Origin of the sequence: Anaerofustis stercorihominis DSM 17244 (genome assembly GCF_000154825.1) — a bacterium.
GTDB lineage: Bacteria > Bacillota > Clostridia > Eubacteriales > Anaerofustaceae > Anaerofustis > Anaerofustis stercorihominis.
The window spans coordinates 289,770-315,084 of sequence record NZ_DS560015.1 but is presented as its reverse complement, the minus strand read 5'-3'; the positions used below and the strand labels follow the sequence as shown (position 1 = coordinate 315,084).

Below are 25,315 nucleotides of genomic sequence, written 5' to 3'. Positions count from 1 at the left end.
CACGAAGGCTAAGGTACCGCACCCGGCGGGGTCGTTAAATCCAATTTTTAGACAAGTAAAAATTGGCGGGTCGTAGGGCAGAGCCCTACAGAGCGGTTAAAGGGCAAAGCCCTTAACCAAGGTTATACATATGATTAAGCGGACCCGAACCTTTTCCGAGATCCAATCCGTCTTTAAGCGCTCCGGTTATATATTCCTTTGCGTTTTTAATACTTTCTTCTTTCGAATATCCCGCAGCTAAGTTGCATGCAATTGCTGAAGACAAAGTACATCCCGTTCCGTGAGTGTTCTTTGTATCTACCCTCTTACCCTTGAACCAGTGGATATTACCATTATCGTAAAGCAGATCATTTGCGTTATCATCATAGTGACCGCCTTTAATGAGTATGGCTCCGTCTATATTTTCAGATATTATTTCTGCCGCTTTTATCATGTCTTCTTCGCTTTTTATATCAATTCCCGATAATACTTCCGCTTCGGGGATATTTGGAGTTATAACGCTTCCGAGAGGAAGAAGTTCTTTTATCAAAGTTTCCATTGCGTCTTCACTGATAAGCCTGCTTCCGCTCGTCGCTACCATTACGGGGTCAACTACTATATTATCAGCCTTATATTCAATCAGTTTTTCGGCAATGGCTTTTATTATCTCAATATTGGAAACCATACCTATTTTTACTGCGTCGGGTCTTATATCCGTAAAAATACAGTCGATTTGATTTTTAACAAAGTCCGCATCTGCGTCCATGACTCCGTAAACCCCGGTTGTATTCTGTGCTGTAAGTGCGGTTATGGCACTCATTGCATACATCTTGTGAGCGGTTATCGTTTTTATATCAGCTTGGATACCCGCGCCTCCGCTGGAATCAGAACCAGCTATCGTAAGTACTTTCTTCATATTACTTATCTCCTTTTACCATTTCCTTTGAAAGTTTAAGAAGTTCCTTGGTATCATTTACTATATCAGAGCTTGCAAATATAGCAGATACGACCGCAACCCCATCTACATTCGTTCCTTTAAGCTTTAAAATATTATCCTTACTTATACCCCCTATTGCTACTACGGGGATACTGACGTTATCGCATATCTCCTTTAAGGTATCGAAAGAAACTTCATCTGCGTCCAGCTTTGTTGAAGTCGAGAACACAGCCCCTACACCGAGGTAATCGGCTCCCTTTTCTTCCGCAAGCTTTGCTTCCTTTAAATTAGAAGCGGAGACTCCCAGTATTTTATCCTTACCTATCTTCTTTCTTACATCTCCCGCTTCCATATCGCTTTGTCCCACGTGTACTCCGTCTGCGTCGGATTTAACTGCTATATCCACGTTATCGTTTATCACAAATGGAACGTCGTATTCCTTTGCAAGTTCTTTTATCTTTAACGCTTCCTTTAAAAATGTTTCTTCATCAAGTTCCTTTTCTCTCAGCTGTAAAAATGTGATACCGCCTTTTAAGGCTTTTTTGACTTGAGAATATAAATCCTCACTTTCCGTCCAAGCTCTGTCGGTAACCGCATATAAAAGCATATCTTCACTATTTACTTTCATACTTTGCTCCTCTTTCAAGTTCTTCACTTGTTAAGTTAAATATCGTATCTATCAAATAATTTCTGAATGTGGAATTACCTGCTCCTGTTTCAATCATCTTCTTATAAGCGATTTCTCCCGCATATCCCATTAAGCATACGCTTGCAAGACAGGCTTCAAGCATATTATCATTGTTAGCTGTTATGTAAGCGGCAGTCATTGCGGAAAGCATACATCCGGTTCCCGTAATATTTGACATCATTGCATGACCGTTTTTTACTATATAAGCTTTTTTACTGTCGGCTATTATATCTGTTTCTCCTGTAACGATGATTACCGCTCCCGTTTTAGCCGAGAATTCTTTTACAAACTTAACTGCGTCATCTATATTTTCATCTGTCACTTTATCCGCTATATCCGCGTCAACACCTTTTGTGGTACCGCTTCCCACAGCAAGGGTCTTTATTTCCGATATATTGCCTTTTATAACGCTGAAATTGATTTCTTTAAGCAAATCATTTGCAGTAGAAGTCCTAAGAGTCGAAGCTCCCGCTCCTACGGGGTCGAGTATAACAGGATGAGAAAGTTCGTTTGCTTTCTTTCCCGCAAGTATCATTGAAGGTATAGTATTCTTATTGAGCGTACCGATATTTATATTCAGTCCGCCGCAAATAGTTGTAATTTCTTCCGCTTCATTGCTATCGTCCGCCATTATGGGAGACCCGCCGCATGCAAGAAGTATATTCGCACAGTCGTTTACCGTAACATAGTTTGTTATGTTATGAATAAGAGGAGTTTTCTTTCTTACGTTTTCCATCATTTCTTTTAACATTCTTTTTTACCTCCGAACATTTTATTTACTATAATACATAAAATCATTACTATTATCATTACGGGAAGAGTATTGCCGATAGGAGTATCTATCCTCATGAATACTCTGTAGGTTATAAATCCTATAAGCCAAAGTATTATATTTGTTTTATTTACACTTAGTGCACTGTAATCTTTCTTTAAAAAGAAATAGTCCGCTATTTGAACCGCAATCATAGGAGCAAAGACAGAGCCTATCAGATAAAGGAAATTCTCAAACTCTTCTATGGGAGTAAATATCGCAAGTAGAGTACCTATTATACAAACTATTATTGCAACCTTTTTTTCACTCAGTTTCTTACTTATACTTACACTGCTCACTCCTGCGGAATATGCGTCGAGGAATGTAGTAGTCACTGTAGAGAGTATTATTATGATTACCCCTAAGATACCAAGCCCCGCCTGAAGCATTATTACCGCTATGTCACTGCTTTTTGTAAACAAAGCCGCTCCCATTCCAATAACGTACATCCAAGAACTTGATATAAAATAAACACCTACACTTGCGAATGCGGATTTACCCGGTTCTTTTGCTTCTTTTATATAGTCGGATATCAAAGGTAGCCACGAAAGAGGCATTGCAACGCTGAGTTCCACAGCAGAACCGAAACTTAGTCCTCCTGCGGAAGGATTTACTATATTACCTTTAAATATAACAGTGCTCAATACAATGGTAAGCAGGAATAATCCGCCCATAGCAACCGTATTCACTTTTCCCAGATTGGTTATTCCTATAACCACCCATAAAATTATAAGTGCGCCTATAACTATGCACCAAAGAGACTCCAAAGGAGAACCGAGGAATGAATTCGATATAATACTTACCGCTTTTGCTCCTCCGATAATCATTACTGCTGTCCAGCCCACAAGCTGAAGTACATTAAGAGTTGAAAAAAGAAGTGAACCCTTTTCTCCGAAAGACATCTTTACCGTCTCCATAGCACTCCTTTCGGTTCTTCCCCCGATAATTCCCGCAAAATACATAAGTGCACATCCTATCAAATGTCCCAGCAGTATTGCAAAGAGTCCCTTTGTAAATCCGAGGGGTGCTATCAAAGTCCCCGTCATTATTTCCGCAATGGAAACTCCCGCACCGAACCAAATAAGAGAATTGTCAAATACGCTTGTCTTCTTATTTTCCATAAACTTTTCCTTTCCATATAAGCAGAAAAAAAACGAGAAACCAATTCGGATTCCCGTTTAATAATCATCATTAAATGCTTCCTACGTTGGCATTATCCACATCAGGTTAAGGGTCGAAAATTAATTTTTCCTCTCAGCAAAAAGCTCCCCTGCTTATATATTAAATTTGTAATTTTATGCTAGCATAATTGTAGGATTATGTCAATATCTAAAGGGCACATCCCTTTTACCCTTAAAATAATCTTATCAGGACTTCGTCCCAATACCTCGGGAAGTTTCCCAAACCTCTTTTGCGGGGTTTTACCCCGCACCCCAGCACTTTTTAAAAGATTAAAAAGTACCAAAAAAATCTCCGCTCAAGCCGCGGAGGCTTATAGCGACTGGATTTTCTGCAAAATGCTTCCCGCATTTTGCGAAACAGTCGCTACCCTACCCCTCTTATAAATAAAGGTTTTATCTTAAGTTTAAGAAAAAAACTTTATTTATAAGGGTAAAAAAGTAATTTATTATATAGCAGATTTTTCATAAAAATAGGTTGGGATAGCGATCGTTTAAAAAATCTAGGATAGAGATTAAATAAAAAAACTCGCAAATATTGCTAAAGCAAATCCGCTCGTGTAATTCATCAAGCTAAAGCTTGAATAAATTTAACATTTATTAAATTTATCTGTTCTGACGAACAGCGAATAGTCAAATTCGACCGCGTTATAAGCCATCACGGCGTTTGAGTGAAAGATTTTTATCCAATATTTTTATCTTTGGAAAAATATTGGCGGATTGTAGGGCAGAGCCCTGCATAAGGTTTAAGGGGAAGAACCCCTTATTGAAGTGTTTCGTACATTTTGATACTAAAATTTATTCTTCGGTAGAATGTATCTTATCTTTGATTTCCTGCATTTTCATATCGGTATAGGAAATTAGAGTAGCACACTCCTTGAGTTCGTTGATTATCGTATCTGCGTCTACAACGTCTTTTTTATATTTTAACTGATGTTCCAAAGTTGCCCAAAAGTCCATGGCAATAGTCCTTATTTGGATTTCGACTCTCAGAAACTGCTTTTTATCCGAAAAGAATACAGGAATCTCCACTATCATATGATAGCTTCTGTATCCATTTGGCTTAGGTGTCTTGATATAATCCTTTACGGCTATGACATTTATATCGTCCTGCTTTGCAATCATTTTTGCCAGAGCATATATATCGTCAAGGAAAGAACAAACTATCCTTATTCCGGCAATATCGTTTAAATTGTCCATAGCTGACTGAACACTTACTTCAAGCCCCAGATTTTCAAGCTTTGCGGCAATGCTTTCCGGCTTTTTGAGCCTTGACTTTATAAACTCAATCGGACTGTTCGCTCTTTTTACGGCAAGCTCTTCATTCAAAACTTCAAGTTTTGTCTTTACTTCCTTTATGGCACAGCTGTATTTCATCATAGCTTCCTTGTATTCTTCGCTATCTTCCATGAAATATTTCTTTGCGTCACTGGGCAGGTTTACCGTACTGACAAACGTTCTGTTCAAATCTTTTTCCATATTCATATATCAAAATTACCCTCTACTGTTGTTTAAAATATTATTTTATTTCCATTCATATCCGCAGCTTAAGCAGATATAATCAGGTCTTGTTTTATCGTCGGGAGAACAGCCTCCGTAAAACTCTTCTTTTCCTCCGAAAGCTTCACAGGCTTCAAAATACATCATCCCGTACATCATTTCTTCAACATTTTTAATATTACATTTAGGACATACTTTATCTTTCATAGTCTCACCATGTCTTATATTTTATCATATAAATACACTTAATTACATAAATTTAATATTTTCTTAATAAAATTTAATAAAAAACCAATGTACAAATGTACATCGGTTTTAACTTTACTTAACGGGATAACAGCACTCCGTCACTTGTTCTTCCACACTCTTTACTTCTTCCGGACCTTTATGATATATGGAGAACATAGGTCCTATAAATTCCAAGTCGTTTTTCTTTGCATATTCCACCGCCTCGATATTTATATCTCCTATTTGCTCATAGCTTCCATTAAAGATTATACTTAATACATTCATCTTCGGCATATCTTTTACTTTTATTTCCCCTACTTCCTTTACACTGTCTTTTATGCTTACGCCTACTTCTACGTCTACGTTTGTATCTTTGTATTCTTTATCGTGATAAATTGCCATATTGAACTGAGGATCCACCGCATTTGGATAGTTACTGTAAAGACCTTTCATCAGTCTTCCCCATAACATCCCTTCATCAGCGAAAGTCGGTATGATATCTCTTATATATGCTATTTTATATGCGGGTATGATTTTTCTTTCGATATTGTATTTCATAATATTTTCACTCCTACTAAGCCTAAGAATGTTTTTATCGATTAAAGCAAGCTGTTCTTTGACCTTGTTTAATTCTTCTTCCTTGTCATTCTTATACTTTATTAAATAATTTTTTATTTCTTCCTTAGTAGTGTTTTTATCTAAAATTATCTTGATATCGCTTAAACTAAACCCCATTTTCTGAAGCAGTATTATATTGCTTACCTTTATAAGCTGACTCTCGTCATAATACCTGTATCCGCTTTCTTCGTCCACATATGTGGGTTTTAATAAATCAAGCTTATCAAAATGTCTCAGCATTCTCACACTTACTAAAGACAACTTTGAGAAACGTCCTATTTTTATCATGATAAACCTCCGTTTTTTGAGCTCAAATACATTCTATATCCTGACATAGTGTAAGAGTCAATACTTTATTTTTCTTTTTGAGGAAATAAATAATTAAGTAAGACTCTATTACTTATAAGTTATCCTAGTTTTCATTCTATGATAAGCAGCAGGACAAAATACTATAAATGTTATATTAAATAAAAAACCTCCCTATCGATATAGAGAGGTTTTATTTTTATTTATACTTTTATAAAAGTATAAGATATATCAGGAATATAACCAGTAATACCCATGTTATAGGATTGATTTCTTTTGCTTTTCCGCTGAATACTTTAGAAACTACATAGAATACAAAACCTACTGCGATACCGTTTGAGATAGAGTAAGTAAGTACCATTGTAATAACCGTAGTGAATGCAGCAACCGCAACGGAAATATCATCCCATTCTATTTCCTTAAGCTGCTGAGCCATTAAAACACCAACAATGATTAGAGGTGCACTTGTAACAGGTGATAAGAATAATTCTCCTACTTGGATAGAGTTAACTACTGTAAGAAGCGGCATAAATAAAATAGATAAGAAGAATAATACCCCTGTAGTACAAGCAGTAAGACCTGTCCTTCCGCCCGCAGCAACACCTGAACCTGATTCAACGAATGATGTAACGGTTGATGTACCGCATACGGCACCGACACATGTACCTACTGAATCGGCAACAAGTGCTTTTTCAATATTTTCCATTTCTCCGTTATCATTAACCAAACCAATTTTGTTACCTACAGCAACCAAAGTTCCCGCTGTATCGAAAAAGTCGATAAATAGGAATGTAAAGATTACCATGATAAATGATGGTTTTGAGAATAATGAAGATATACCTTCAAAACAAGCACCGAATGTAGGCATAGAAAAATCAAATGATACGATACCCGTTGGAAGTGCAGGCATTCCGCTCACACCAAACATTCCGGCAACAACACCTACAACAGCAGTGATTATCATTCCGTAGAATACTGCCGCATTTACTTTTTTACATAGAAGTGCAACTGTCACTATAAGTCCAAAGCATGCAAGGATAACCGTAGGGTTTGTGAGATTCCCCATAGCTACATATGTAGATGGGTCAGCAACTACGATACCCGCATTTTTAAGACCGATAAATGCGATAAAGAAACCGATACCCGCTCCGATAGCAAGTTTCATGTTTTTTGGAATTGAATTGATTATTGCCTTTCTTACTCCGGTTACGGAAATAATAAGGAAAATAACCCCTGAAATCAATACTGCCGCCAAAGCTTCCTGCCAAGTGTATTTGAAAGTCATGCAAACAGTATAAGTAAAGAATGCGTTAACTCCCATACCAGGAGCTAAACCAACCGGATAATTCGCAAGAAGTCCCATGATTATACTTGCAACACCCGATGCAATGGCAGTTGCCAAGAAAACCGATTGGAAATTCATTCCGGTTGATGCAAGCATTCCCGGATTTACACCTAAAATGTAAGCCATTGTAAGGAATGTAGTAACACCGGCAATGATTTCAGTCTTAACATTGCTGCCTTTGCTTTTCAATTTAAAAAGTTTTTCGAACATTCTGTTCCTCCCTATAAATAATAATAAATCAGACTTCATTATATCATTTTTATGTCATCACGACAATACAATTTTTTCACATAAATTACAAAATACTGCATTTTCTTTTATAAATAAACTACATAGGGGCACTGCCCCTTGCACCCCTTAAAAACCCGACGAAGTTTTTTCCAAAGAAAAAATAAACTTATGGAAACTCTCAAATCTTGCTGACGCAAATCCGCTCGTGTTGTTTAATATGCCAAGGCACATCTGGATTTTAATAAAATCCAGCCCATTTATTAATGGGTAAACAGTCAAATTCTTCCACTGCGTGGTGCTAAAGCCTTCAGCAAAAAGAATATTAAACTTACTGATGTAACTCACCCGCATATTACCTAAAAGAGTTATAACCTTTAATAAAATATAAAACTTTCAATGTAAAGGGGGTGGGGTTAGCGACTGTTCCCAGAAAATCGGGTAGATTTTCTGAGGAAATCCAGTCGCTATAAGCCACCGCGGCTTGAGCGGAGATTTTTTGGCACTTTTTAATCTTTTAAAAAGTGCCGGGGTTTTAGGGACAGCGCCCCTTATAAGGGTTTAAGGGCAAAGCCCTTGATGTAGCTAGCAGGACAAAGTCCTGCAAAAAAGTGGCAAGACTTCGTCTTGCACAAAAAAAGTCCCAGTAATTTTACTGGGACTTTTTTTAATTTAATGGGTATTCCCCCAATTTTATAATTCTTCCAAAGCCAAAAGATAACCTTCAAGCCCTTTTCCGATGATCCTCTTTGTAGCGACATAAGACACATAAGAATGTTTCCTAAACTCTTCCCTCTCGCTTATATCACTTATATGAACTTCAATGATTTTTCCTTTGAACATTTTCAGTGCATCAAGGATACCAACAGAAGTATGCGTATAAGCCGCGGGATTGATGATTATATCATCCGCTTCATCGAGAGACTGCTGTATCTTCGTTATGATACTTCCCTCACTGTTGGACTGATACATCTCCACTTCATAATCAAGTTCATTTGCTTTTTTGTTGATAATATCACACAGATAGGCATAATCTTCTTTTCCGTAAAGATCCTTTTCTCTTCTGCCCAGCATATTGATATTCGGTCCGTTTATAACAAGAACTTTTTTTGACATTTTATTATTGTTCCTTCTTAGCTTCTTTTGCTTCGTTTTCTTCGATATCGCCGTCTATTACGGTTTCTTTTAAAGAAGATAACAAACCTGCCATATTTTGGATTTCGGAAGGAATGATAATTTTTGTAGATTTACCCTTTGAAACTTCAGAGAATGTTTCAAGAGATTTAAGTGCGATATATTCCTGTCCCGCCTTTGCTTCGTTTATCATCCTGATACCTTCGGCATTGGCTTCCTGCATTTTGATTACAGCTTCAGCATTACCTTCGGCTTCTTTTATCTTACTTTGTTTTGATGCTTCGGCTCTAAGGATAGCCGCTTCCTTTTCACCTTCGGCGATGAGTATGGCACTCTTCTTTTCACCTTCGGCTCTAAGGATACTTTCTCTTCTTTCTCTTTCAGCCTTCATCTGTTTTTCCATTGCATCCTGGATTTCTCTAGGAGGAAGGATATTCTTAAGTTCTACTCTGTTTACTTTTATTCCCCATGGGTCTGTAGCTTCATCAAGAATAACTCTAAGCTTTGTATTTACTACATCCCTGCTTGTCAAAGTTTCATCAAGCTCCATATCCCCTATGATATTTCTAAGTGTAGTTGCAGTAAGTACTTCGATAGCCTGTATTGGTCTTTCAACCCCGTAAGTATAAAGTTTAGGGTCTGTTATTTGAAAATACACTACAGTATCAATCTGCATAGTTACGTTATCTTTCGTTATAACCGGCTGAGGCGGGAAGTCGATAACCTGCTCTTTTAAAGATACTTTCTTTGCAACGACTTCAATGAAAGGTATCTTGATGTGAAGTCCCGTTTCCCATGTTGTCCTGTAGGAACCGAGCCTTTCTATTACGTAAGCATATGACTGTGCAACGATTTTAACGTTTAATACAAGCACTGCCATAATAAATACTATAAGAATAATGAATAATAAAATTGCGAACATTTTCTAACCTCTTTCTTTTTCTTTTTTTTGTACGATGACATGTACGCCTTCGATTTTTATGATCTTTACTTCTTCGCCTTCGGGAATTATTTCGTCGATTTCATTAAGAGCCGACCATACCTGTCCCTTGACTTTAACCTGCCCTACAGCTTCCTTATTATTTATCTCCTTTATAACTACCGCATACATCCCTATCAAACTATCCGCATTCAAAGGTACGATTTCACTTTTAACATATTTGTGATACAGCGGATAAGTTATACATAAGAATATTATGGATGTTATAAAAAATACTATTACCTGTATCACGATATTAACATCCAAAAAGCTTAGTATAAGAGATATCAAAGAGCCTCCGGCAAACCAAATGGATACAAGCTGAGTGGTCAAAACTTCTATTACAACAAATAAAACCAGAAGTATCAGCCAAATAAGTATCATGTTTTCACTTGTAAAATTCATTTTGCTTTTCTCCTTTTATGTATTATATCATACATAAAAAATTTACATTATATTTCTAATGAAAATTTAATATTATTTTACCCCAAAATATTTGTTTATTCCTTTAACAAGACAAGTAGTATATTTATCTCTGAATTTGGAATTCTTAAGTTTATTAAGTTCCGATTTATTGGATACAAATCCCGCTTCAAGCATAAAAGAAGGAGCGTTTGTTTCCGAAGTAACTATAAAATCATTTTCAACCAAACCGCCTTCGAAAGGTCGGAGTATCTTAGATGTTTTTATCTCTTTACTTACATAAGATGCGGCTTTTTTCGTGTTAACGGCACTTGCACAGGGAGATTTATCTATAATGTTATATCTAAGTCCCGTTGACGGACTGATTTTCTTTGTCTTCTTACCAAACTTAAAATATATTGTAGGACTTCCCGATTTTGAGTATTTTATTTTGCTTACTTTATAATACTTCCTGCCGCTTCCATATTTCTTTGAATAGATTTTTACGTATAATCCTTTATTATCAAGGTACTTTTTATATGTGGAATAATACACTGCATATCCCTTTGCTTTCTTTGATGTACTCGAATTATGATGAATACTGACGAATAAGTCCGGATTTTTTTTATTGGCGTATTTTGAAAGCTCCCTTAAATTTTTAAATGATAATTTTTTATATGGTTTTCTTGTATATATGACATTATACCCTTCTTTTTTAAGCTTCTTCGCCAAAGCCGAAACAAACTTATCGTTAAGACTAACTTCCCATGTTTTTTTTATCTATCCCCTTTGCTCCATAGTCTCTTCCATATTTTCCTCTGTGTCCCGAATCCAGCATGACGGTTACATAAGACTTTGATACCGCTTTTAAAGATTTCTCGCTATATGTACTATATATATTCTTATCTTTTACTTTTACATATGAAACTACTTTATAATAATAAACTTTATTACCGGTAAGTTTTCTGTGAACAAAAGAATTTCCCGTCTTACTCACCGATGTGAGATAATTATATTCTCCGCTTTTGCTCGTCTTAAAATAAATTTTATATCCGTGTACATCGCTTATTTTATTCCACGATATCTTTATGGATTTGCTTAAGTAATTTTTCAGTTTTACCGTAGGATACTTCGGAACCACTTGAATCGTTACTTTTGTACTTAGCTTTTCGTCCTTGGTTTTTATATCAATAACAGTCTGCCCGTAATTTAACCCTTTTATGACACCCTTTGAACTTACGCTTACGACCTTTGTGTTCTCGCTCTTAAATATAAGCTCGCTTTTTTCTGATCCGTCAGGTAAGAACCTGACATTTAAAGTATAAGACTGACCCTTTGATATCTTTTTATTTTTAAAATCGAGAGAGATAGCTTCGGCTTCCGTTTCTTCTTTTATATCCTTGGTTTTCTTACTTCTTTTTTCTTTTTTTGCTTCTTTATCATTTTCTTATTTTTCGTCAGATTTATCTTTACCTATTTCGTCATTAACTGTTTTATCATTTGTTTGTTTATTTTTATCATCTTTTTCTTTGGTATCATTATCGTTTTCACTTAATTCTTTCGTAATATCGGAGTATTCTTCCTTTATATTATCCGCATTTATGACATTCAAACTTCCGTAAAAATTTGTAAAAATGAAACTAAACACCAAACAAAATACAACAAAACTTTTTAAATACTTTTTCATAACTTCCCTCTTTATAAAAAAATACACCGCTGTATATTGTCAGCGGTGTCAATATTAAAATTATTCTAAATTTGCATGGTTTTTGTACATTTCGGCTCCGTCGGTATCAAGGTCTTCCATGATATCGAGTATTACGGAATCACATACAAGAAGTAACCCCTGTTCAAATAATGTACCCATAGGCTGTATTGAACTTCCGCTGTCGGACTTATCTTTTGTCTGTGCCCCTACCGTAATTACAACGTCTGCAAGTTCCGCTATCCCGTCTTTATCGTTAGAAGATATCAAAGCGATTTTTGCTCCCATTTCTTTGGCTTTTTTAGCCATTGCCACAAGTCCTGAAGTCTTACCGGAACCTGAACCGAGTACAAGCAAATCACCTTCAAGGATTGCCGGAGTAGTAGTTTCTCCTACCACATATGTCTTATATCCCATATGCATAAGTCTCATTGCGAAACCTCTCATCATAAATCCGCTTCTGCCCATTCCAGATGTAAAGATCCTGTTGGCACCTTCCAAAACTTCTTCGAATTTTTCTATTTGTTCATCGCTTACTTTATCCATTAATTCTACTAATTCATTTGCTACTTCTCTTCTTTTATTCATCTGTTCTTCCTAATTCCTTCCATGTTTTTTCCATTCTTTTTCCTACGTTGGAATATTTATCACTTATAAACATTTCCTGCATCATTTCAGCGTCCAGCGCTTCACAGTAAAATTTACATTTGCATAAGAAGAAGTAATATACATTATATTTACTTCCCGACATGACTTCGAAATTCGCCATGCCTTTAGAGATTATTATATCAGCTCTATCCAAAACGTCAATACATTCTTTTGAGCATTTTGGCAGATATGTACCTACTATATCATTACCGTTTGGTACTATATCCGCATAATCGGCTATACCGCTTTCATAAGCTTCTTTAGCTGTTGTATCGCTTGAAATGGGATAAGATGCGGGCACAACCGTTATATGCTTATCGGGATAAACCGTCTTAAGCTTTTTACATAAGAGAGAATCCAAAACAACTTCTCCCACATTATCCAGAAGTATAACGACTTCTTTTGCGTTTTCTAGTTCTTCTATAAATTTCGAATATAATTCTTCGTCGAATTTGATATTCTTTACTCCGTTTATGACTTCTTTAAGTTCCTCCAAAGTAAGGTCCGGTCTTGTAGCAAAGTCTATTACATTCCCGGCTATCGCAAACTTAATGGCATCGTTTATTATATCGTCGCTTTCATCAAGCATTTTTTCGATATCGTCTTTCATAGACAGTATGCACTGCTGATACATTTCTTTTTCTTTCTTATGTATATCATCGCTTTTTACATACTTTCTCGCAATCCTTTCCCAGGTAGATTCAAGTTCCTGATAAGGAGCTTTGACTATCGCTTCTTCCACTTCTTCTAAAAAGTTCGCTATTTTATCTTTATCGATATTGTCATTTGCAAACTTGGTATATCTTTTTCTGTTACATTCAAGACACGCTTCACTAGCAGGCATAATTTCCTCCGTTATAATAATTATTCTTATTATATTTTACTACAAAACAAAATAAAATCCTAGTGGTAAATCGCAAAAAGAGCAAGGGAAAATATCTCCCTCACTCTTTTTATTACTCTTCGCTATCCAAGAAATCAACCATCTGAGAAAACTCATCCGTTACTTCTTTTTTATCATTGGATATAAGGACTTCATCTATTTCATTATCTTTGAAGTCTTGAGTCATATCGCCTTTTGTTTCCTGCTCACGGTTTTCTTCTTCCGTTTTATCGACAGATACTTCTTTATCTTCTAAATCATTCTCCGTATAAGTACCTTCCGAACTTTGTGTTTCAATCCCGCTCTCAATATTGTCAAGGACAGTATCAGTCTTTTTGCTATCACTCTCTTCGTCTATTTCGCTGATTATACTATCGATGTCCTCTTCGCTTAAAGTCTCTTCCGTTTCTTGTGACAATTCATCTTCAATGCTGTTGTCTTCATTATCAGTCAAGTCTTCATTATTTAATGTTTCTTCACTTTTTAAGACTTCGTCGTAAATACCTTCAAAACCGTCCTCATCAGAAGTTTCTTCCGCATTATTAATGTCTTCTGAAATCTCTTCATTATCGGTATTTACATCTTCTTCCGAATATTTATTATCTGAAGCTTCTTCCTCGGATTTAACAGTATCAGTATTTTCAAATACTTCTGCTTTATCATCTTCAGTATCATTAAATGTTTCACTGTTTATTTCTTCATCCTTTGATATGCTTTCATCAACCACTTCATCGGAAACGACTTCATCCGCATCACTCTCATCTGATACAGACACATCATCTATATCATTATCGGATTTATTTAAATCAGCGTCATCATTTCCCGATAATTTATCCTTGGAGTCTTCTTCTAAAACATCATCGGAACTATTAATATCTTCATCTGTGTTATCTGTATTTACCAAACTATTCTCTGCTGTACCTTCGGCTTTAGCCGTTTCGACTTCATCTTCAACGATATTAACCTTATTTTCAGTTTCATCGGTCATATATTCGTTGTTCATGGTGTCGAGTTCGGTATCGTTTAATATATCTTCAAACAACTCATCACCGATTTCTGAATTATCGACTATATCAGCTTGGTCGATATTCACTTCATCCATAGGGATATCCCCATCTGCTTCATCTTCAAAGCTGTAATCAAGGTCTGACACACTGTCGTCATCGATCTCTTTACCGAAGTCAGCCGTATTTATTAAGTCTTCGGGACTTTGATACTCTTCTCTGAAACTCAAATCAAGATTATCATTTTTGTTACCGATATCTTCTTCGCTTATATCTTCGAATACAAAACCCTCGCCGTCATCATCATAAATATTATCATTTTTTACGGATAGCTTATCGCCTTTTTCCCGTCTTCCCGCAAGTTCAAATCCGATTTCTTCTTTCAGTTTATCATCTTCTTCTCTTAATTCGTAGAAGCCTTCGCTCTTACTTACCGGAGTCATCGCCGCAAGCCCGTCACCAACTTCTGCGGATTTACTTTCTTCAAAATTGTTTTCTTTTTCTTCGATTTCTTCCGCAGTGTCTTTTTCTTCTTTTACTTCATTTTCTTTTGATTTTCTGTCTTCATCAGCCTTGATTTTCTTATCAAGGTCTTCCTCTATTTCTTTATAGTCTATTATATTTTTATTTTCCGTTTCCGGAGTTTCTATTTGGTCTTTACCGTCACTGCGAGGTTTTATTTTTATATCTTTAAGACTAGGGTATAGCTTCATTATCTGTTCAACGGTAAATACACTTTCCCCGTCGACTTCGTCGCTTTCGTCCGCTTCCTCTAGGACTATTTCATCATAATATTCGTAGTCTTCATCCTGACTGATAGGCTCTATACCTAAAGCTCTTCTTCTCTTGAGTTCTTTTTCCCTTCTCTTTCTTTCCCTGCGTTCTTCCGCTCTTCTTTCCGCTTTTAAATATAAGCTCATCAAAAGGACATACAAAAGTATACATAGGATACCTATTAGAATAAACGGAGTATAATCAAAATCTTCTAGGTTAACAGTCGAAATCGCCTTATCTATAAAATCATAATCCGTGATATTGGCTTGTTTTAAAGAGTTATCGGTAAATACAAAGTAGTATACTCTGCCCCCGTCTATTGTAAATAATATTAACCCATGACCCGTAGCAGCTTTATTATCCGCACCTGTTATCTTTGTATTATAAAATATCTTAAAAGAATTCCTTCTGTCCATTTTGAAGCTTTCTATGCTTGTCAGCGTCGGAGAAGGTGCGAATTTTTTTATGAGTTTTACCGCATTCTTCTGCATGTAAGCTTCGGACGCATATGTATTTTCAAAGACGTCGCTTTTAAGAGTTAATTTTTCAAGATCTCTCTCGTTATAATTCTCCTGCTCTTTATTTGTAAGAAGCGTAGATACATCTTCAACATTTATTTCAAGTCTTATCTGTTCGCTGTATGGTATCAAAACCGAAGACTGATTGGTCTCCATTATTACGTTCTTTTTATCTTTAGGAATTTTTAGACTATATGAATATTTTCCGTTAAAATATTCTTCATAAGAATTAAACCCAAAAACCGTAGTACTAAGGGTAGTCAAGGCTATTAAAAATATCATTATAAAAGCTAAAATTCTTTTCTTTTTCATATAATTCCTACCTTAAATTCATTCATTTTTATAATACCATAAATTACATAAAAATAAAAGATTTTAGGTTTTTCTTAATAAAAAACAAAGATGTAAGGGACTCCGTCCCTTAGGAACCCTGCCCTTTTTTGTCCGAAGAAACAAAAAAGGGGTAAAAGTTCTTTCACTCATTCGCCGTGAAGGCTCTTTAACGCGGTCGAATTTTGGGAAATTGTTACCCACAATTTCTCCAAACGACCGCTACCCCTATCCCTATAAAACAAAATTCTTACTATTTTTATTTCTCTTAGTTTTCATAACATTTAATAATATCTATATCTATTAATTTATGCTAAATAAAAAACACTTTAATTAAGTGTTTTATTTTTTACTGTTTATTCAAATCCTTAACCAATGATAAAATATTTTCAATTTGTTCATCACTTAAATTTTTTAAATATCCTATTATTTCATTGATTTTTTCAACAATGAAAAGAGGCTTTTTCCTTACTTTTATTTTAGTTAAATATATATAAAATCAATATTTTTTAAGAAGCCTTTTATAAATAATTATCCCTATCACATATAAGAAAATTAAAAGCCCCCCGAGATACAACACTATCAATTTACCCTCTTTTATTATTTCAAGACTGGAAAGGACTGAAAAGACCATCATTGAAAGTGCTATTGCGACAAGAGCGATGACATAAGCATAACGTCCGCTTTTATCTCTAATCTTTTCCTTTAATTCATCGTGCATATCTATTCTTTCATTTTCAAGCATTTCAGCGTATCTTTCCTTGTTCTTCGGACGTGTCCAGTATATATATTTATAAATGATTGCAAACCCCATTCCGGCCATAGCTCCGGTAAGCCCCCAAAGGACACCGCTTAATTTGTTTTCGTTATTTGATATGGCAATTATTAAAAATACACTTCCGAGAACAGCATATAATATTCCGAGCATAAGATTATTCTTTTTCATGTTTATCATCTTTCCTTTCATGTATAAAAACTTCTTCTATCCTTTTATCAAAGAAATCCGCAATTTCAAAAGCCAATTCGAGAGAAGGATTATACTTCCCATTTTCTATGGAACTTATAGTCTGCCTCGACACACTGAGCTGTTTTGCAAAATTCTCCTGATTTAATCCAATCTTCTTCCTTAATTCTTCTACTTTGTTTTCCAAATACAACATCTCCTTTTTGACAAGGTTCCTTTACATTATTATATGCCTTAATATAAGTTTTGTCAATGTTCCTTTACATAATTATTTGAAAATTTTATATATTCAAGTATTATGTTATAATTTAAATATATTACATATAAAAAAGAGGAAATAATCATGAAAAAGAAATTCTTACTCGGTGTATTTACACTACTATCGGCTTTATTATGCTTAGAAAACGTTTATGCAAATTCCTCATGGGGCTGGGTTGATAAAAGACCATTTGATCTATTGCCTTTGGTTATTATTATTACCTTAACTATAGAAGTCCTTATGACAATAAACTGTCTTGACGAAAAGAAATGGATAATAGTGATTACAGTAATTACTTTGGCAAATTTGGTTTCTTTTGCGGCACCATACATTTACATTCAAGGATTTGGTGCTGAAGTAGGTTACACATTTAAGGAATGTCTTGATAACATTCCAACATATAATGTCTGCTTTATATATTTACTAATGACTGTAATAATAGAACTGCCTATCGTTTATGGGATACTTAAAAGTTATACCCAAAATAAAACTAAATTATTTAAAAGAATAATACTTGCAAATACTATAACAACCGTACTCGTCTTCATAATAGAAAGGATATTTTGCAGCGGTTCATATTAAAAAAGAGTGGTTACCCACTCTTTTTCTATTTAAGAAAGTCTGTTATGATTTTTGACGCTTCTTTGGCATTTGATATGACAGCGGGATGTTTTCCTTTTTTAAAAATATGGATATCCCCCGCTCCGATTTCTCCAACGATTTCTTCATATTCTGAGATAAAATCATTTTTTATCATTTCATCTCCAATGCTGACTGTAAGAAGAAGCGGAACGGATCATTCCTTTATAGGTCTATAAAATAAAGGAACATCTTCCGCAGACATTTTTATAAGCACCTCTGTGTCAGAGTCCACTGCATTTTCCCAATCTTTACCATGACACCATTTATAAAAGCATTTAGTAAAAATACTTTTCTTTGCATTTCTTCTTTCTTCTATCAAATCTTCTTTAAAAGTATCGCCTAGTTTTCTTCCGTCAAAGCTGTCTGCAACTACTTTATTTATTAGCTTAGGACAGTAAAGCGCCGCATTTATTGCCGCCCATGCACCTCCGCTGGTTCCCATAAGACTTACTTTATCGTACCCCAGATGCTTTATAAGTTTAGTAACTTGCTTCCCCTGATCTATCCATAAATCAGTATCGAACTTTTCTACCCTATCCGATTTACCACAGCCTAAAAAATCTATAAGAATGACCTTAAAATTATTTTTATACAGAGATAAGATAGGCTTAAACATCTTTGAAGATACCCCATTACCGTGAAGGAACATTACCGGTTTCCCATTACCTATTTCGCAGTAATATACATTCTTGTTTTTATATTTAAAATATGACATATATGCCCCCAATTCATTTTTTTATTTAAATAAATGATTAGCAAGGCAATAAAAAATAAAGCCTCGCTTACTATTCAGTCCAGATACCCATCACTTTTCTCCTTTTATTATTTATTATATCAGTATTATATCATATTCCTTTATAAATCATGGGAGTATATATTATCCCATTTGACATTTGTTCCTTATCGGTATCGGTAAAACCAAGCTTATGGTATACTTCCACAGCATATGGTGAAGAATTTACCGTAATATCATGACTAACAATACTTCTTATATAATCAAATAACTTTCTTCCTATACCTGTTCTATGATATTTGTCATCAACAAAAAATAGAGATATATGACTTTCTCTAATAGCAATTACACCTATAATTTCTTCATCCTTAAAACAAGCGTATATATTTAACTTGGATATTTCTTCACTGCTGTTTAAAAAGCTTTTAAATTCCTCTATTCCCTCATTTGGATAAGAAGGTGCTTCGTATTTCAAGAATACTTTCCATACCAAACCAAGAGCCGAGGAAATCTCCTCTTCTTTTATTTCCCTTATCTTCATAAATATCTTCCTTTATATCTTTTTATTTAAATATAACATAAAGAACAGTTTAATAATATAATTAAAATCCTTAATAATATTGATTTTAGAAATTATAAAAAAGGTGTTGACAAATTATAGAAATAATGGTATCTTATCTTTGTTAGCAATAGCTAACACTCATAATGAATATATATGTATTACATATATTTTGTTAGCAAGGACTAACATAATATTTATCTCTTTTTATATTTAATAGAATGAAAGGTACTGCATACTGTGCACACCCTAAAATAGCCATAACTTCCAAATATTTGTTTTATGCGGTACCATTACCATTCTATCAGAAATGCGAGGTGTATGATTTTGTTTGAGAAATATTTAATTGAGCATTGTTCCCCCACTCTCGGCGGTCTAAAGACTGCAAATTTGTTCAACTATCCATATGATGACGAGACAGCACTCAAAGCCGACGTAAAGAAATGGAACAGAGAATTAAACAAGAAAGGAATAATCCTTGAAATAATCAAACAAAACACTGACACTGCTCTTATATATGTTTACAGAGTAAAGAAACTCAGAGAAGATATAAATAATGAAAATGCAAAAAAATTTTTATATAAGTACGGATATGAAGATTTTAATACATATTACATGATAAAAAGATTAAAAACAAGACTTAGGGAAAGCGAAGAATTTCCCCATGAAATAGGAATGTTTTTAGGATATCCCCTTGAGGATGTCAAAGGATTTATAGAAAATGCCGGACAAAACAGTAAGTGCTCGGGATGCTGGAAAGTGTACTGCAACGAATGTGAAGCGGTTAAGATATTCAATAAATTTAACAAATGCAAAAAAATATATTCTAAGCTTTTTTTAAGCGGCAGTACGATATCAAAGCTTACCGTAAGCATTCAAAATAAAAAATAAACTTTAAGAGGTGAAATATGAAAAAAATAGCAGTTGTATACTGGAGCGGAACAGGTAACACCGAAGCAATGGCTGATATGGTCAAAGCAGGTCTCGAAGAAGCGGGAAGTCAGGCAGATATTTTCATGTCTGCGGATTTCAGCGGTGATATGGTTGAAAACTACGACGGGATCGCCTTCGGATGTCCTTCTATGGGAAGCGAACAGCTGGAAGAAAGTGAATTTGAACCGATGTTCATGGATGTTGAAAGCAAGTTAAGCGGAAAAAATATAGCTTTATTCGGTTCTTACGGCTGGGGCGACGGAGAATGGATGAGAAATTGGGAAGATATGTGTAAAGAAGACGGTGCAAACCTTACATCAGAAAGCGTGATTTGCTGCGGAGCTCCCGATGACAGCATCAATGATGATTTAAAGAATTTGGGTAAATCTCTTGCATAAATAATAATTATTTTGTTTAAGAAGCATAGAAATATGCTTCTTTTTTTATTCCACCAAGCGTAGAGTTCAAAAACATTTATATATGATATAATATCATTCGAGGTAATAAAATGGATAGAGAAAAAAGAAAACAGATGATATATGAGTATAAAAACAGAACTCCCGAAATGGGTATTTTATCATATGAATGTATTAAAACAAATGAAGTATTCCTAGTAACGGCAAATGATATAAAGGCAAAATTAAACAGCAACAAAGTAAAGCTGAACAGCGGTTCATATCCAAATAAATATTTACAGGAATTATGGAATGAATACGGAGCCGATAACTTTGAAATTAAAATATATAAAAGACTTGAGATAAAATCAGAAGAAGATAAAGAAAAAGCATTAAAAAAACTTGATGAGCTTTTGGAAGAATGTTTATCATCAAATGCTAAAGCTAAAAGGATGAAAAAGAAAAGGAATTAAAGAATGAATAATATAAAAATAGGAAACTTGATAAAAACTTTAAGAATAAAAAAGGATATGACTCAAAAAGAGATAGGAGATATGCTAAACGTAAGCGACAAGACAATATCAAAATGGGAAACGGGAAACGGACTTCCGGATATAAGCATTTTAAGCTCTTTGTCCGAAGTACTTGACACTCAAATAGATTATTTACTTACGGGAGAAATAAGTACAAACGATAATAAAGGAGGAAATATGAAAAACACCAAGTTTTATGTCTGCGATAAATGTGACAATATAATAATAAGCACAAATGAAATAAATGCTTCATGCTGTTCTTCCCCGCTGAAAGAACTTAATGTAAGCGATAGTTTGGATAAAGAACTTATCAAAGTAGATTTTATCGATAATGAATTCTATGTTCATATGGACCATGCAATGACCAAAGAAAACTATATATCATTCATTGCATATGTGACCTATGACAAAGTATATCTAAATAAACTATATCCTGAAGGCAATGCAGAAGCAAGGTTCAGATACTCCGGTCGTGGGATATTTTACGCATACTCAAAAACGGAGGGACTATATATGAAGAAGTACTGAAAATTATATACTTTCAGTACTTCTTTTTTTAATTATATAATTTATCATATTTTCTATTTTATCAGGTATTTTATCAATTCTCAATATTTTAAATATTATGATTCTTAAATTATCGATTATAAGTCCGGTTATTAAAATCAAAAATCCACATGCAATGAGTGAAAAAGGTATAACGCTTGTTCGAAAATTACCAATAAAAACAAATCCATTTTTTATTATTTTATTCCAAACCAAAGGCTGAACATGTAATAAATAAACGCCAAAAGAAGCTGGGGCAAAATATTTTATTAAATTGATCTTTATCCTGTCATTGATAATTAAATTTAAAATAAAGTCAAAATATAATAATGTGGAGGATAGAGAGAATAACAAAGTTATACAAAAGGAATATAAGAAATTAGTAAGCATATATTCATTATTTTTTATATTTAAAAGTATTATTTAAACCAATATATTCGATAATCAAAAAATAACGATTAACTGCACAACACACATAAATATTAATAATATAATTTAAGTCTTTGATGCTTTTGATAGAAAATCTTTTATAAGTCTTCTCCTGTTATAGGTATCTAAATAAAAAAGACAACTTTTTTGTTGTCTTTTTTTAATATTTCTTATACTATTCTATTTCTTGTTTATAATAATCTACCATTCTATTTATATCTAAATCACCTTCACCTTTATTATTTACTTTATAATAATCATAGTTACTATATACCTTATTTTTGTTACCGTAATGTACTATTAATGTTTTTCCTTCTTTCTGGATTTTTACCGGATGAAGTTCTCCAAAGTCATAATAATAATCTTCTCTATTACCAAATTTTATTTTATATTCTTTATACACTTTAGAAAAGATACTATTATCACTCTTAATCTGCTTCAATCCTACCAAGAGTTCTTTTCTATATTTTTTTTCTGAATAAATATAATAAAAAAGTGTTACAAAGTTTAACATTAGAAGAAAGCAGCTCAAAACAAGTATTGATAAAATTTTATTATCCATATTAACCCCTTTATAAATTATTAGTAACTTCTTATATTACTAAAATTATAATATTTACCATTACAATGCCATGCAACAAAGTATTTAATATTTTTATTTGTTACTATCTTATTATCATGTACTATAATTCTATTTGTAGAACTTTTTAATCTAGAATCCCTTTGTTTTTGTGTTTTATAAGAATTTTTACTACCTATTGTTCCTACACTTTCACTAAACTGCTGTCCACTTATATGCTTATCTATCCAATTATCATCATGTACATTTCTTAAATCTTTTTCTCCCATTTTATAAAACTTATTATCCGTCCATGAATAAAATCTATTAGTCCATGATCTTACTCTTTTATTTTCATAAGATGAATTTGTCCATACAAGCGGTGAATATCCTTTAGCTTTTCTTCTTTTGTTTACTTCGTTTAATACTATAGACATCTTCCAACCGTTAACGTAGTAATACTTACCGCCGTTTACATATACCGGAACTGTCTTCTTGATTTTTTTGCCTTTAACTTTCGCACGAGTAGTTACGGTTATATTACACATACCATAACCCTTAGCTGTTACTGTTCCTTTTGAATTTACTGTAGCAACTTTCTTATTTGAAGATTTGTAATATACTTTGTTATCCGTAGGCGATGAAGGATTCAATTTAACGCTTATCTTCTTCTTAGAACCGATAAGTCCTTTTTTGAAATTAGAGAAGTTAGTAAATTCAACGTAAGCTGAAGCTGACATTTTCTTTAATTTCACTGTCTTGACCGTTACTTTACATCTCTTCTTGATCTTCTTATTATCTTTTGCATATGCGTAGATATAACATTTTCCGTATCTTTTAGCTTTTACTTTACCGCTTGATGATACTGTAGCTATTTTCTTATTTGAACTTTTCCATTTAATACCTGTATTGCTAGCCCTGTAAGAAGAGTTTTTACCTTTTACACTGGCTTTTAATTTATAGGTCCTACCCTTTTTGGATATTGTAACTTTGCTTTTACTTATCTTTAGACTCTTAACTCTATTCTTAAATGTAGTAACTTTACATCTTGAGTATTTACCGCTTCCGTCTGCTGCCTTTGCATATATATAACAACTTCCGTATCTTCCTGTAGTTTTTACATAACCGCCGGATGTAACTGTGGCGATCTTACTGTTTGATGTAAACCATTTTATACTTTTGTTTTCCGCATAAGAAGGAGAAACGGTTGCTTTTAGCTGTACGTTCTTTTTATAAGAAGTATTAAAACTTGTTCTGTTTAATTTTATACTTGTAACTTTACTTTCTTTTACGGTTACATTACAGCTTGCTGTTTGTCCGTTAGAGTTTGTCGCTGTTATAACCGCACTGCCTACTTTTTTTTGCTGTTACTTTACCTTTAGAATCAACGCTTGCAACTGTCGGATCGTCACTAGACCATGTTACAGTAGTATTGCTTGCGTTCCAAGGCTCGATATTTTCTTTTAATTGGTAAGTCTTTGTTCTTTCTAATGTGATATCGCTTTGTTTTAATGCTATTCCGGTTGTTGGGATATTATCTTCTGCAATAATTTTTATAGTATCTTTAATATTATAATTTTCATCACTTATTGTTTCTACTGTAGTACCTTTTTCATTTCCGATATAAAGATACATCTTACTTCCTATATCTATTGACCTATATTCTTCTCCATCACCTATAAAAGCAATTTTATAATTATCGCCGGAACTTATCATACAGGATCCGGTGCCTTCATATGAATAAATGAGTTCTATTTTTATATTTGGTTTTCCAACTTTGATTGTTTTAACACCGTCTATGATTTCTATATCGTGTTCTTCTCCGTCATATTTGACTTTTTCTATATTTATGGAAGAAACAGCTCTTGCACTTTTGCTTAAAGTTTTCTTAGTTTTAGGTATAGATGATTCTTTACTAGTTTTATTTTCATCTTTATCGGAAGATTCTTTTACTTCCTTTTTTGTTTCTTCTTTTACGGTAGACTTCTCTTCGTTAGATTTAACTTCTTCTTTCTCTCCCCTATCGGAAGAAACTTCTTCTTTTTCTTCTTCGATAACTATTTCTTTATCATCTTCCATACTTTGAGTATTGATGTCATTAAATGTTTTATTTTCAGAAGCAAAAACATTTATCGGAACCGATGTTAAAATCATCAATACTGCCAATAACATTGTTATTATTTTTGTTAGCTTTTTCATTTTCCTTCCCCTTTTTGTTAGTAAAAACATATTAAGTTATTATCCATTATTAAAAATTAAATATTATGTTAAATTTATATTATAAAAACAGATATAAATATTAGTCTCACTTCTCTTTCTTCTCCTCATGACAACTCCCCCTGCTCGGACAGTCATCACAACCGCAGCTGCACTTCCCCCTGTTTTTTATAACTTTTATTAATGCAAATAAAAACAAAATTAAAATTATTCCAAGTATTATATAAGAACTTAAATTCATATCTCTCTCCCACCATGTTTTTTATAATTTTATCATAAAAACATGATATTGATACATTATTAAAACAAATATATATACATTATTTAATATTTATATTGACAAAATAAAAT

32 protein-coding genes, 2 pseudogenes and 1 riboswitch are annotated in these 25,315 nt (G+C 33.8%); of the genes and pseudogenes, 5 read left to right on the top strand and 29 right to left on the bottom strand.

What is annotated here, in order from left to right; all coding sequences use genetic code 11:
• Positions 1–112 precede the first annotated feature (112 nt).
• The 20 genes and pseudogenes from thiD to ANASTE_RS01385 form a co-directional block, all read right to left on the bottom strand.
• Positions 113–895, bottom strand: coding sequence for a bifunctional hydroxymethylpyrimidine kinase/phosphomethylpyrimidine kinase (gene thiD / locus ANASTE_RS01475; protein ID WP_007049101.1), 783 nt, complete (start codon positions 893–895; stop codon positions 113–115).
• A 1-nt stretch (position 896) separates the two neighbouring features.
• On the bottom strand, positions 897–1,544 hold the full coding sequence (thiE, locus tag ANASTE_RS01470; RefSeq protein ID WP_007049100.1) for a thiamine phosphate synthase: 648 nt from the start codon (positions 1,542–1,544) through the stop codon (positions 897–899).
• A complete protein-coding gene (thiM, locus tag ANASTE_RS01465; RefSeq protein ID WP_007049099.1) occupies positions 1,531–2,355 on the bottom strand; it encodes a hydroxyethylthiazole kinase in 825 nt (274 codons plus the stop codon). The genes thiE and thiM overlap by 14 nt, the downstream gene beginning before the upstream one ends.
• Positions 2,349–3,536, bottom strand: a complete 1,188-nt coding sequence (gene cytX, locus ANASTE_RS01460; protein ID WP_007049098.1) for a putative hydroxymethylpyrimidine transporter CytX — start codon at positions 3,534–3,536, stop codon at positions 2,349–2,351. Before cytX ends, thiM begins: the two co-directional genes overlap by 7 nt.
• Positions 3,537–3,597: 61 nt before the next feature.
• Positions 3,598–3,697, bottom strand: a riboswitch (TPP riboswitch).
• 694 nt (positions 3,698–4,391) lie between these two features.
• Positions 4,392–5,072, bottom strand: a complete 681-nt coding sequence (locus tag ANASTE_RS01455) for a GTP pyrophosphokinase (protein ID WP_242648088.1) — start codon at positions 5,070–5,072, stop codon at positions 4,392–4,394.
• A gap of 45 nt (positions 5,073–5,117) precedes the next feature.
• Positions 5,118–5,300: a hypothetical protein gene (locus tag ANASTE_RS01450; RefSeq protein WP_007049095.1), complete on the bottom strand. Its 183-nt coding sequence runs from the start codon at positions 5,298–5,300 to the stop codon at positions 5,118–5,120.
• A gap of 114 nt (positions 5,301–5,414) precedes the next feature.
• Positions 5,415–6,227: a MerR family transcriptional regulator gene (locus ANASTE_RS01445; protein WP_007049094.1), complete on the bottom strand. Its 813-nt coding sequence runs from the start codon at positions 6,225–6,227 to the stop codon at positions 5,415–5,417.
• A 229-nt stretch (positions 6,228–6,456) separates the two neighbouring features.
• Positions 6,457–7,800 carry an NCS2 family permease gene (locus ANASTE_RS01440; RefSeq protein ID WP_039944585.1) on the bottom strand — a complete coding sequence of 448 codons (1,344 nt, stop codon included), beginning with the start codon at positions 7,798–7,800 and terminating at the stop codon, positions 6,457–6,459.
• 711 nt (positions 7,801–8,511) lie between these two features.
• Complete coding sequence (locus tag ANASTE_RS01435) at positions 8,512–8,934, bottom strand: type II 3-dehydroquinate dehydratase (RefSeq protein WP_007049092.1); 423 nt, start codon at positions 8,932–8,934, stop codon at positions 8,512–8,514.
• Between the two features lie 4 nt (positions 8,935–8,938).
• Positions 8,939–9,874: an SPFH domain-containing protein gene (locus ANASTE_RS01430; protein ID WP_007049091.1), complete on the bottom strand. Its 936-nt coding sequence runs from the start codon at positions 9,872–9,874 to the stop codon at positions 8,939–8,941.
• Positions 9,875–9,877: 3 nt separating this feature from the next.
• Entirely contained in the window at positions 9,878–10,336 is a 459-nt protein-coding gene (locus tag ANASTE_RS01425) for an NfeD family protein (protein WP_007049090.1), read from the bottom strand.
• A 72-nt stretch (positions 10,337–10,408) separates the two neighbouring features.
• Positions 10,409–11,065 carry an N-acetylmuramoyl-L-alanine amidase family protein gene (locus ANASTE_RS01420; protein ID WP_007049089.1) on the bottom strand — a complete coding sequence of 219 codons (657 nt, stop codon included), beginning with the start codon at positions 11,063–11,065 and terminating at the stop codon, positions 10,409–10,411.
• 25 nt (positions 11,066–11,090) lie between these two features.
• Positions 11,091–11,474 carry a hypothetical protein gene (locus ANASTE_RS12165; RefSeq protein WP_007049088.1) on the bottom strand — a complete coding sequence of 128 codons (384 nt, stop codon included), beginning with the start codon at positions 11,472–11,474 and terminating at the stop codon, positions 11,091–11,093.
• Positions 11,475–11,498: 24 nt separating this feature from the next.
• Positions 11,499–11,702: pseudogene (locus tag ANASTE_RS12380) on the bottom strand (Ig-like domain-containing protein); the annotation flags it as partial.
• A 78-nt stretch (positions 11,703–11,780) separates the two neighbouring features.
• On the bottom strand, positions 11,781–12,020 hold the full coding sequence (locus tag ANASTE_RS01410; RefSeq protein WP_007049087.1) for a hypothetical protein: 240 nt from the start codon (positions 12,018–12,020) through the stop codon (positions 11,781–11,783).
• 60 nt (positions 12,021–12,080) lie between these two features.
• Positions 12,081–12,626 carry a 6-phospho-3-hexuloisomerase gene (hxlB, locus tag ANASTE_RS01405; RefSeq protein ID WP_007049086.1) on the bottom strand — a complete coding sequence of 182 codons (546 nt, stop codon included), beginning with the start codon at positions 12,624–12,626 and terminating at the stop codon, positions 12,081–12,083.
• Entirely contained in the window at positions 12,619–13,530 is a 912-nt protein-coding gene (locus tag ANASTE_RS01400; protein WP_007049085.1) for a damage-control phosphatase ARMT1 family protein, read from the bottom strand. Before ANASTE_RS01400 ends, hxlB begins: the two co-directional genes overlap by 8 nt.
• A 112-nt stretch (positions 13,531–13,642) precedes the next feature.
• Positions 13,643–16,177, bottom strand: coding sequence for a midas domain-containing protein (locus ANASTE_RS01395; protein ID WP_007049084.1), 2,535 nt, complete (start codon positions 16,175–16,177; stop codon positions 13,643–13,645).
• Positions 16,178–16,694: 517 nt separating this feature from the next.
• Positions 16,695–17,141, bottom strand: a complete 447-nt coding sequence (locus ANASTE_RS01390) for a hypothetical protein (protein ID WP_007049083.1) — start codon at positions 17,139–17,141, stop codon at positions 16,695–16,697.
• Positions 17,128–17,346: a helix-turn-helix transcriptional regulator gene (locus tag ANASTE_RS01385; RefSeq protein ID WP_039944583.1), complete on the bottom strand. Its 219-nt coding sequence runs from the start codon at positions 17,344–17,346 to the stop codon at positions 17,128–17,130. The genes ANASTE_RS01390 and ANASTE_RS01385 overlap by 14 nt, the downstream gene beginning before the upstream one ends.
• A 156-nt stretch (positions 17,347–17,502) precedes the next feature.
• Between ANASTE_RS01385 and ANASTE_RS01380 the strand changes: the two genes are divergently transcribed.
• The gene (locus ANASTE_RS01380; RefSeq protein WP_007049081.1) at positions 17,503–18,000 is read left to right on the top strand and encodes a hypothetical protein; all 498 of its coding nucleotides are present in this window, start codon (positions 17,503–17,505) and stop codon (positions 17,998–18,000) included.
• Between the two features lie 25 nt (positions 18,001–18,025).
• On the opposite strand, the gene ANASTE_RS12330 is transcribed toward ANASTE_RS01380, so the two are convergent.
• From ANASTE_RS12330 to ANASTE_RS01370, 3 genes are all read right to left on the bottom strand, one after another.
• Positions 18,026–18,175 (bottom strand): hypothetical protein, encoded by a 150-nt coding sequence (locus ANASTE_RS12330; protein WP_007049080.1) that lies wholly within the window; start codon positions 18,173–18,175, stop codon positions 18,026–18,028.
• 39 nt (positions 18,176–18,214) lie between these two features.
• Positions 18,215–18,775: an alpha/beta fold hydrolase gene (locus ANASTE_RS01375; protein ID WP_007049079.1), complete on the bottom strand. Its 561-nt coding sequence runs from the start codon at positions 18,773–18,775 to the stop codon at positions 18,215–18,217.
• A 130-nt stretch (positions 18,776–18,905) separates the two neighbouring features.
• On the bottom strand, positions 18,906–19,334 hold the full coding sequence (locus ANASTE_RS01370) for a GNAT family N-acetyltransferase (protein ID WP_007049078.1): 429 nt from the start codon (positions 19,332–19,334) through the stop codon (positions 18,906–18,908).
• Between the two features lie 339 nt (positions 19,335–19,673).
• Between ANASTE_RS01370 and ANASTE_RS01365 the strand changes: the two genes are divergently transcribed.
• From ANASTE_RS01365 to ANASTE_RS01350, 4 genes are all read left to right on the top strand, one after another.
• Positions 19,674–20,243 (top strand): DUF3793 family protein, encoded by a 570-nt coding sequence (locus tag ANASTE_RS01365; protein WP_007049077.1) that lies wholly within the window; start codon positions 19,674–19,676, stop codon positions 20,241–20,243.
• Positions 20,244–20,260: 17 nt separating this feature from the next.
• On the top strand, positions 20,261–20,683 hold the full coding sequence (locus ANASTE_RS01360) for a flavodoxin (protein ID WP_007049076.1): 423 nt from the start codon (positions 20,261–20,263) through the stop codon (positions 20,681–20,683).
• A 110-nt stretch (positions 20,684–20,793) separates the two neighbouring features.
• Entirely contained in the window at positions 20,794–21,153 is a 360-nt protein-coding gene (locus ANASTE_RS12405) for a GIY-YIG nuclease family protein (RefSeq protein WP_007049075.1), read from the top strand.
• 3 nt (positions 21,154–21,156) lie between these two features.
• Positions 21,157–21,741, top strand: coding sequence for a helix-turn-helix domain-containing protein (locus ANASTE_RS01350; protein WP_007049074.1), 585 nt, complete (start codon positions 21,157–21,159; stop codon positions 21,739–21,741).
• Positions 21,742–21,744: 3 nt separating this feature from the next.
• Here the strand turns inward: ANASTE_RS01350 and ANASTE_RS12015 are convergent, their stop codons facing one another.
• The 6 genes and pseudogenes from ANASTE_RS12015 to ANASTE_RS11640 form a co-directional block, all read right to left on the bottom strand.
• Positions 21,745–22,149: a hypothetical protein gene (locus tag ANASTE_RS12015; protein ID WP_007049073.1), complete on the bottom strand. Its 405-nt coding sequence runs from the start codon at positions 22,147–22,149 to the stop codon at positions 21,745–21,747.
• Positions 22,150–22,363: 214 nt separating this feature from the next.
• Positions 22,364–22,750 (bottom strand): hypothetical protein, encoded by a 387-nt coding sequence (locus ANASTE_RS01345; protein ID WP_007049072.1) that lies wholly within the window; start codon positions 22,748–22,750, stop codon positions 22,364–22,366.
• 20 nt (positions 22,751–22,770) lie between these two features.
• Positions 22,771–23,502 carry an Ig-like domain-containing protein gene (locus tag ANASTE_RS11175; protein WP_007049071.1) on the bottom strand — a complete coding sequence of 244 codons (732 nt, stop codon included), beginning with the start codon at positions 23,500–23,502 and terminating at the stop codon, positions 22,771–22,773.
• A gap of 39 nt (positions 23,503–23,541) precedes the next feature.
• Positions 23,542–24,015: pseudogene (locus tag ANASTE_RS12370) on the bottom strand (Ig-like domain-containing protein); the annotation flags it as partial.
• Between the two features lie 52 nt (positions 24,016–24,067).
• Complete coding sequence (locus ANASTE_RS11170; RefSeq protein WP_052294575.1) at positions 24,068–24,946, bottom strand: Ig-like domain-containing protein; 879 nt, start codon at positions 24,944–24,946, stop codon at positions 24,068–24,070.
• A gap of 106 nt (positions 24,947–25,052) precedes the next feature.
• The gene (locus ANASTE_RS11640; RefSeq protein WP_007049069.1) at positions 25,053–25,205 is read right to left on the bottom strand and encodes a FeoB-associated Cys-rich membrane protein; all 153 of its coding nucleotides are present in this window, start codon (positions 25,203–25,205) and stop codon (positions 25,053–25,055) included.
• Between the last annotated feature and the right edge of the window lie 110 nt (positions 25,206–25,315).

Coding starts and splice junctions, on each gene's coding strand:
- ANASTE_RS01425 (WP_007049090.1), bottom strand. CDS start 10,336: ATGAATTTTACAAGTGAAAACATGATACTTATTTGGCTGATACTTCTG.
- ANASTE_RS01380 (WP_007049081.1), top strand. CDS start 17,503: ATGAAAAAGAAATTCTTACTCGGTGTATTTACACTACTATCGGCTTTA.
- ANASTE_RS01435 (WP_007049092.1), bottom strand. CDS start 8,934: ATGTCAAAAAAAGTTCTTGTTATAAACGGACCGAATATCAATATGCTG.
- ANASTE_RS01450 (WP_007049095.1), bottom strand. CDS start 5,300: ATGAAAGATAAAGTATGTCCTAAATGTAATATTAAAAATGTTGAAGAA.
- cytX (WP_007049098.1), bottom strand. CDS start 3,536: ATGGAAAATAAGAAGACAAGCGTATTTGACAATTCTCTTATTTGGTTC.
- ANASTE_RS01375 (WP_007049079.1), bottom strand. CDS start 18,775: ATGTCATATTTTAAATATAAAAACAAGAATGTATATTACTGCGAAATA.
- ANASTE_RS01390 (WP_007049083.1), bottom strand. CDS start 17,141: ATGAAAAAGAATAATCTTATGCTCGGAATATTATATGCTGTTCTCGGA.
- ANASTE_RS12015 (WP_007049073.1), bottom strand. CDS start 22,149: ATGCTTACTAATTTCTTATATTCCTTTTGTATAACTTTGTTATTCTCT.
- ANASTE_RS12405 (WP_007049075.1), top strand. CDS start 20,794: ATGGATAGAGAAAAAAGAAAACAGATGATATATGAGTATAAAAACAGA.
- thiM (WP_007049099.1), bottom strand. CDS start 2,355: ATGTTAAAAGAAATGATGGAAAACGTAAGAAAGAAAACTCCTCTTATT.
- ANASTE_RS01395 (WP_007049084.1), bottom strand. CDS start 16,177: ATGAAAAAGAAAAGAATTTTAGCTTTTATAATGATATTTTTAATAGCC.
- ANASTE_RS01410 (WP_007049087.1), bottom strand. CDS start 12,020: ATGAAAAAGTATTTAAAAAGTTTTGTTGTATTTTGTTTGGTGTTTAGT.
- ANASTE_RS01345 (WP_007049072.1), bottom strand. CDS start 22,750: ATGGATAATAAAATTTTATCAATACTTGTTTTGAGCTGCTTTCTTCTA.
- ANASTE_RS01370 (WP_007049078.1), bottom strand. CDS start 19,334: ATGAAGATAAGGGAAATAAAAGAAGAGGAGATTTCCTCGGCTCTTGGT.
- ANASTE_RS01430 (WP_007049091.1), bottom strand. CDS start 9,874: ATGTTCGCAATTTTATTATTCATTATTCTTATAGTATTTATTATGGCA.
- hxlB (WP_007049086.1), bottom strand. CDS start 12,626: ATGAATAAAAGAAGAGAAGTAGCAAATGAATTAGTAGAATTAATGGAT.
- ANASTE_RS01400 (WP_007049085.1), bottom strand. CDS start 13,530: ATGCCTGCTAGTGAAGCGTGTCTTGAATGTAACAGAAAAAGATATACC.
- ANASTE_RS01365 (WP_007049077.1), top strand. CDS start 19,674: ATGATTTTGTTTGAGAAATATTTAATTGAGCATTGTTCCCCCACTCTC.
- ANASTE_RS12330 (WP_007049080.1), bottom strand. CDS start 18,175: ATGATAAAAAATGATTTTATCTCAGAATATGAAGAAATCGTTGGAGAA.
- ANASTE_RS11640 (WP_007049069.1), bottom strand. CDS start 25,205: ATGAATTTAAGTTCTTATATAATACTTGGAATAATTTTAATTTTGTTT.
- ANASTE_RS01445 (WP_007049094.1), bottom strand. CDS start 6,227: ATGATAAAAATAGGACGTTTCTCAAAGTTGTCTTTAGTAAGTGTGAGA.
- ANASTE_RS11170 (WP_052294575.1), bottom strand. CDS start 24,946: ATGAAAAAGCTAACAAAAATAATAACAATGTTATTGGCAGTATTGATG.
- thiE (WP_007049100.1), bottom strand. CDS start 1,544: ATGAAAGTAAATAGTGAAGATATGCTTTTATATGCGGTTACCGACAGA.
- ANASTE_RS01455 (WP_242648088.1), bottom strand. CDS start 5,072: ATGGAAAAAGATTTGAACAGAACGTTTGTCAGTACGGTAAACCTGCCC.
- ANASTE_RS01350 (WP_007049074.1), top strand. CDS start 21,157: ATGAATAATATAAAAATAGGAAACTTGATAAAAACTTTAAGAATAAAA.
- ANASTE_RS01360 (WP_007049076.1), top strand. CDS start 20,261: ATGAAAAAAATAGCAGTTGTATACTGGAGCGGAACAGGTAACACCGAA.
- ANASTE_RS01440 (WP_039944585.1), bottom strand. CDS start 7,800: ATGTTCGAAAAACTTTTTAAATTGAAAAGCAAAGGCAGCAATGTTAAG.
- thiD (WP_007049101.1), bottom strand. CDS start 895: ATGAAGAAAGTACTTACGATAGCTGGTTCTGATTCCAGCGGAGGCGCG.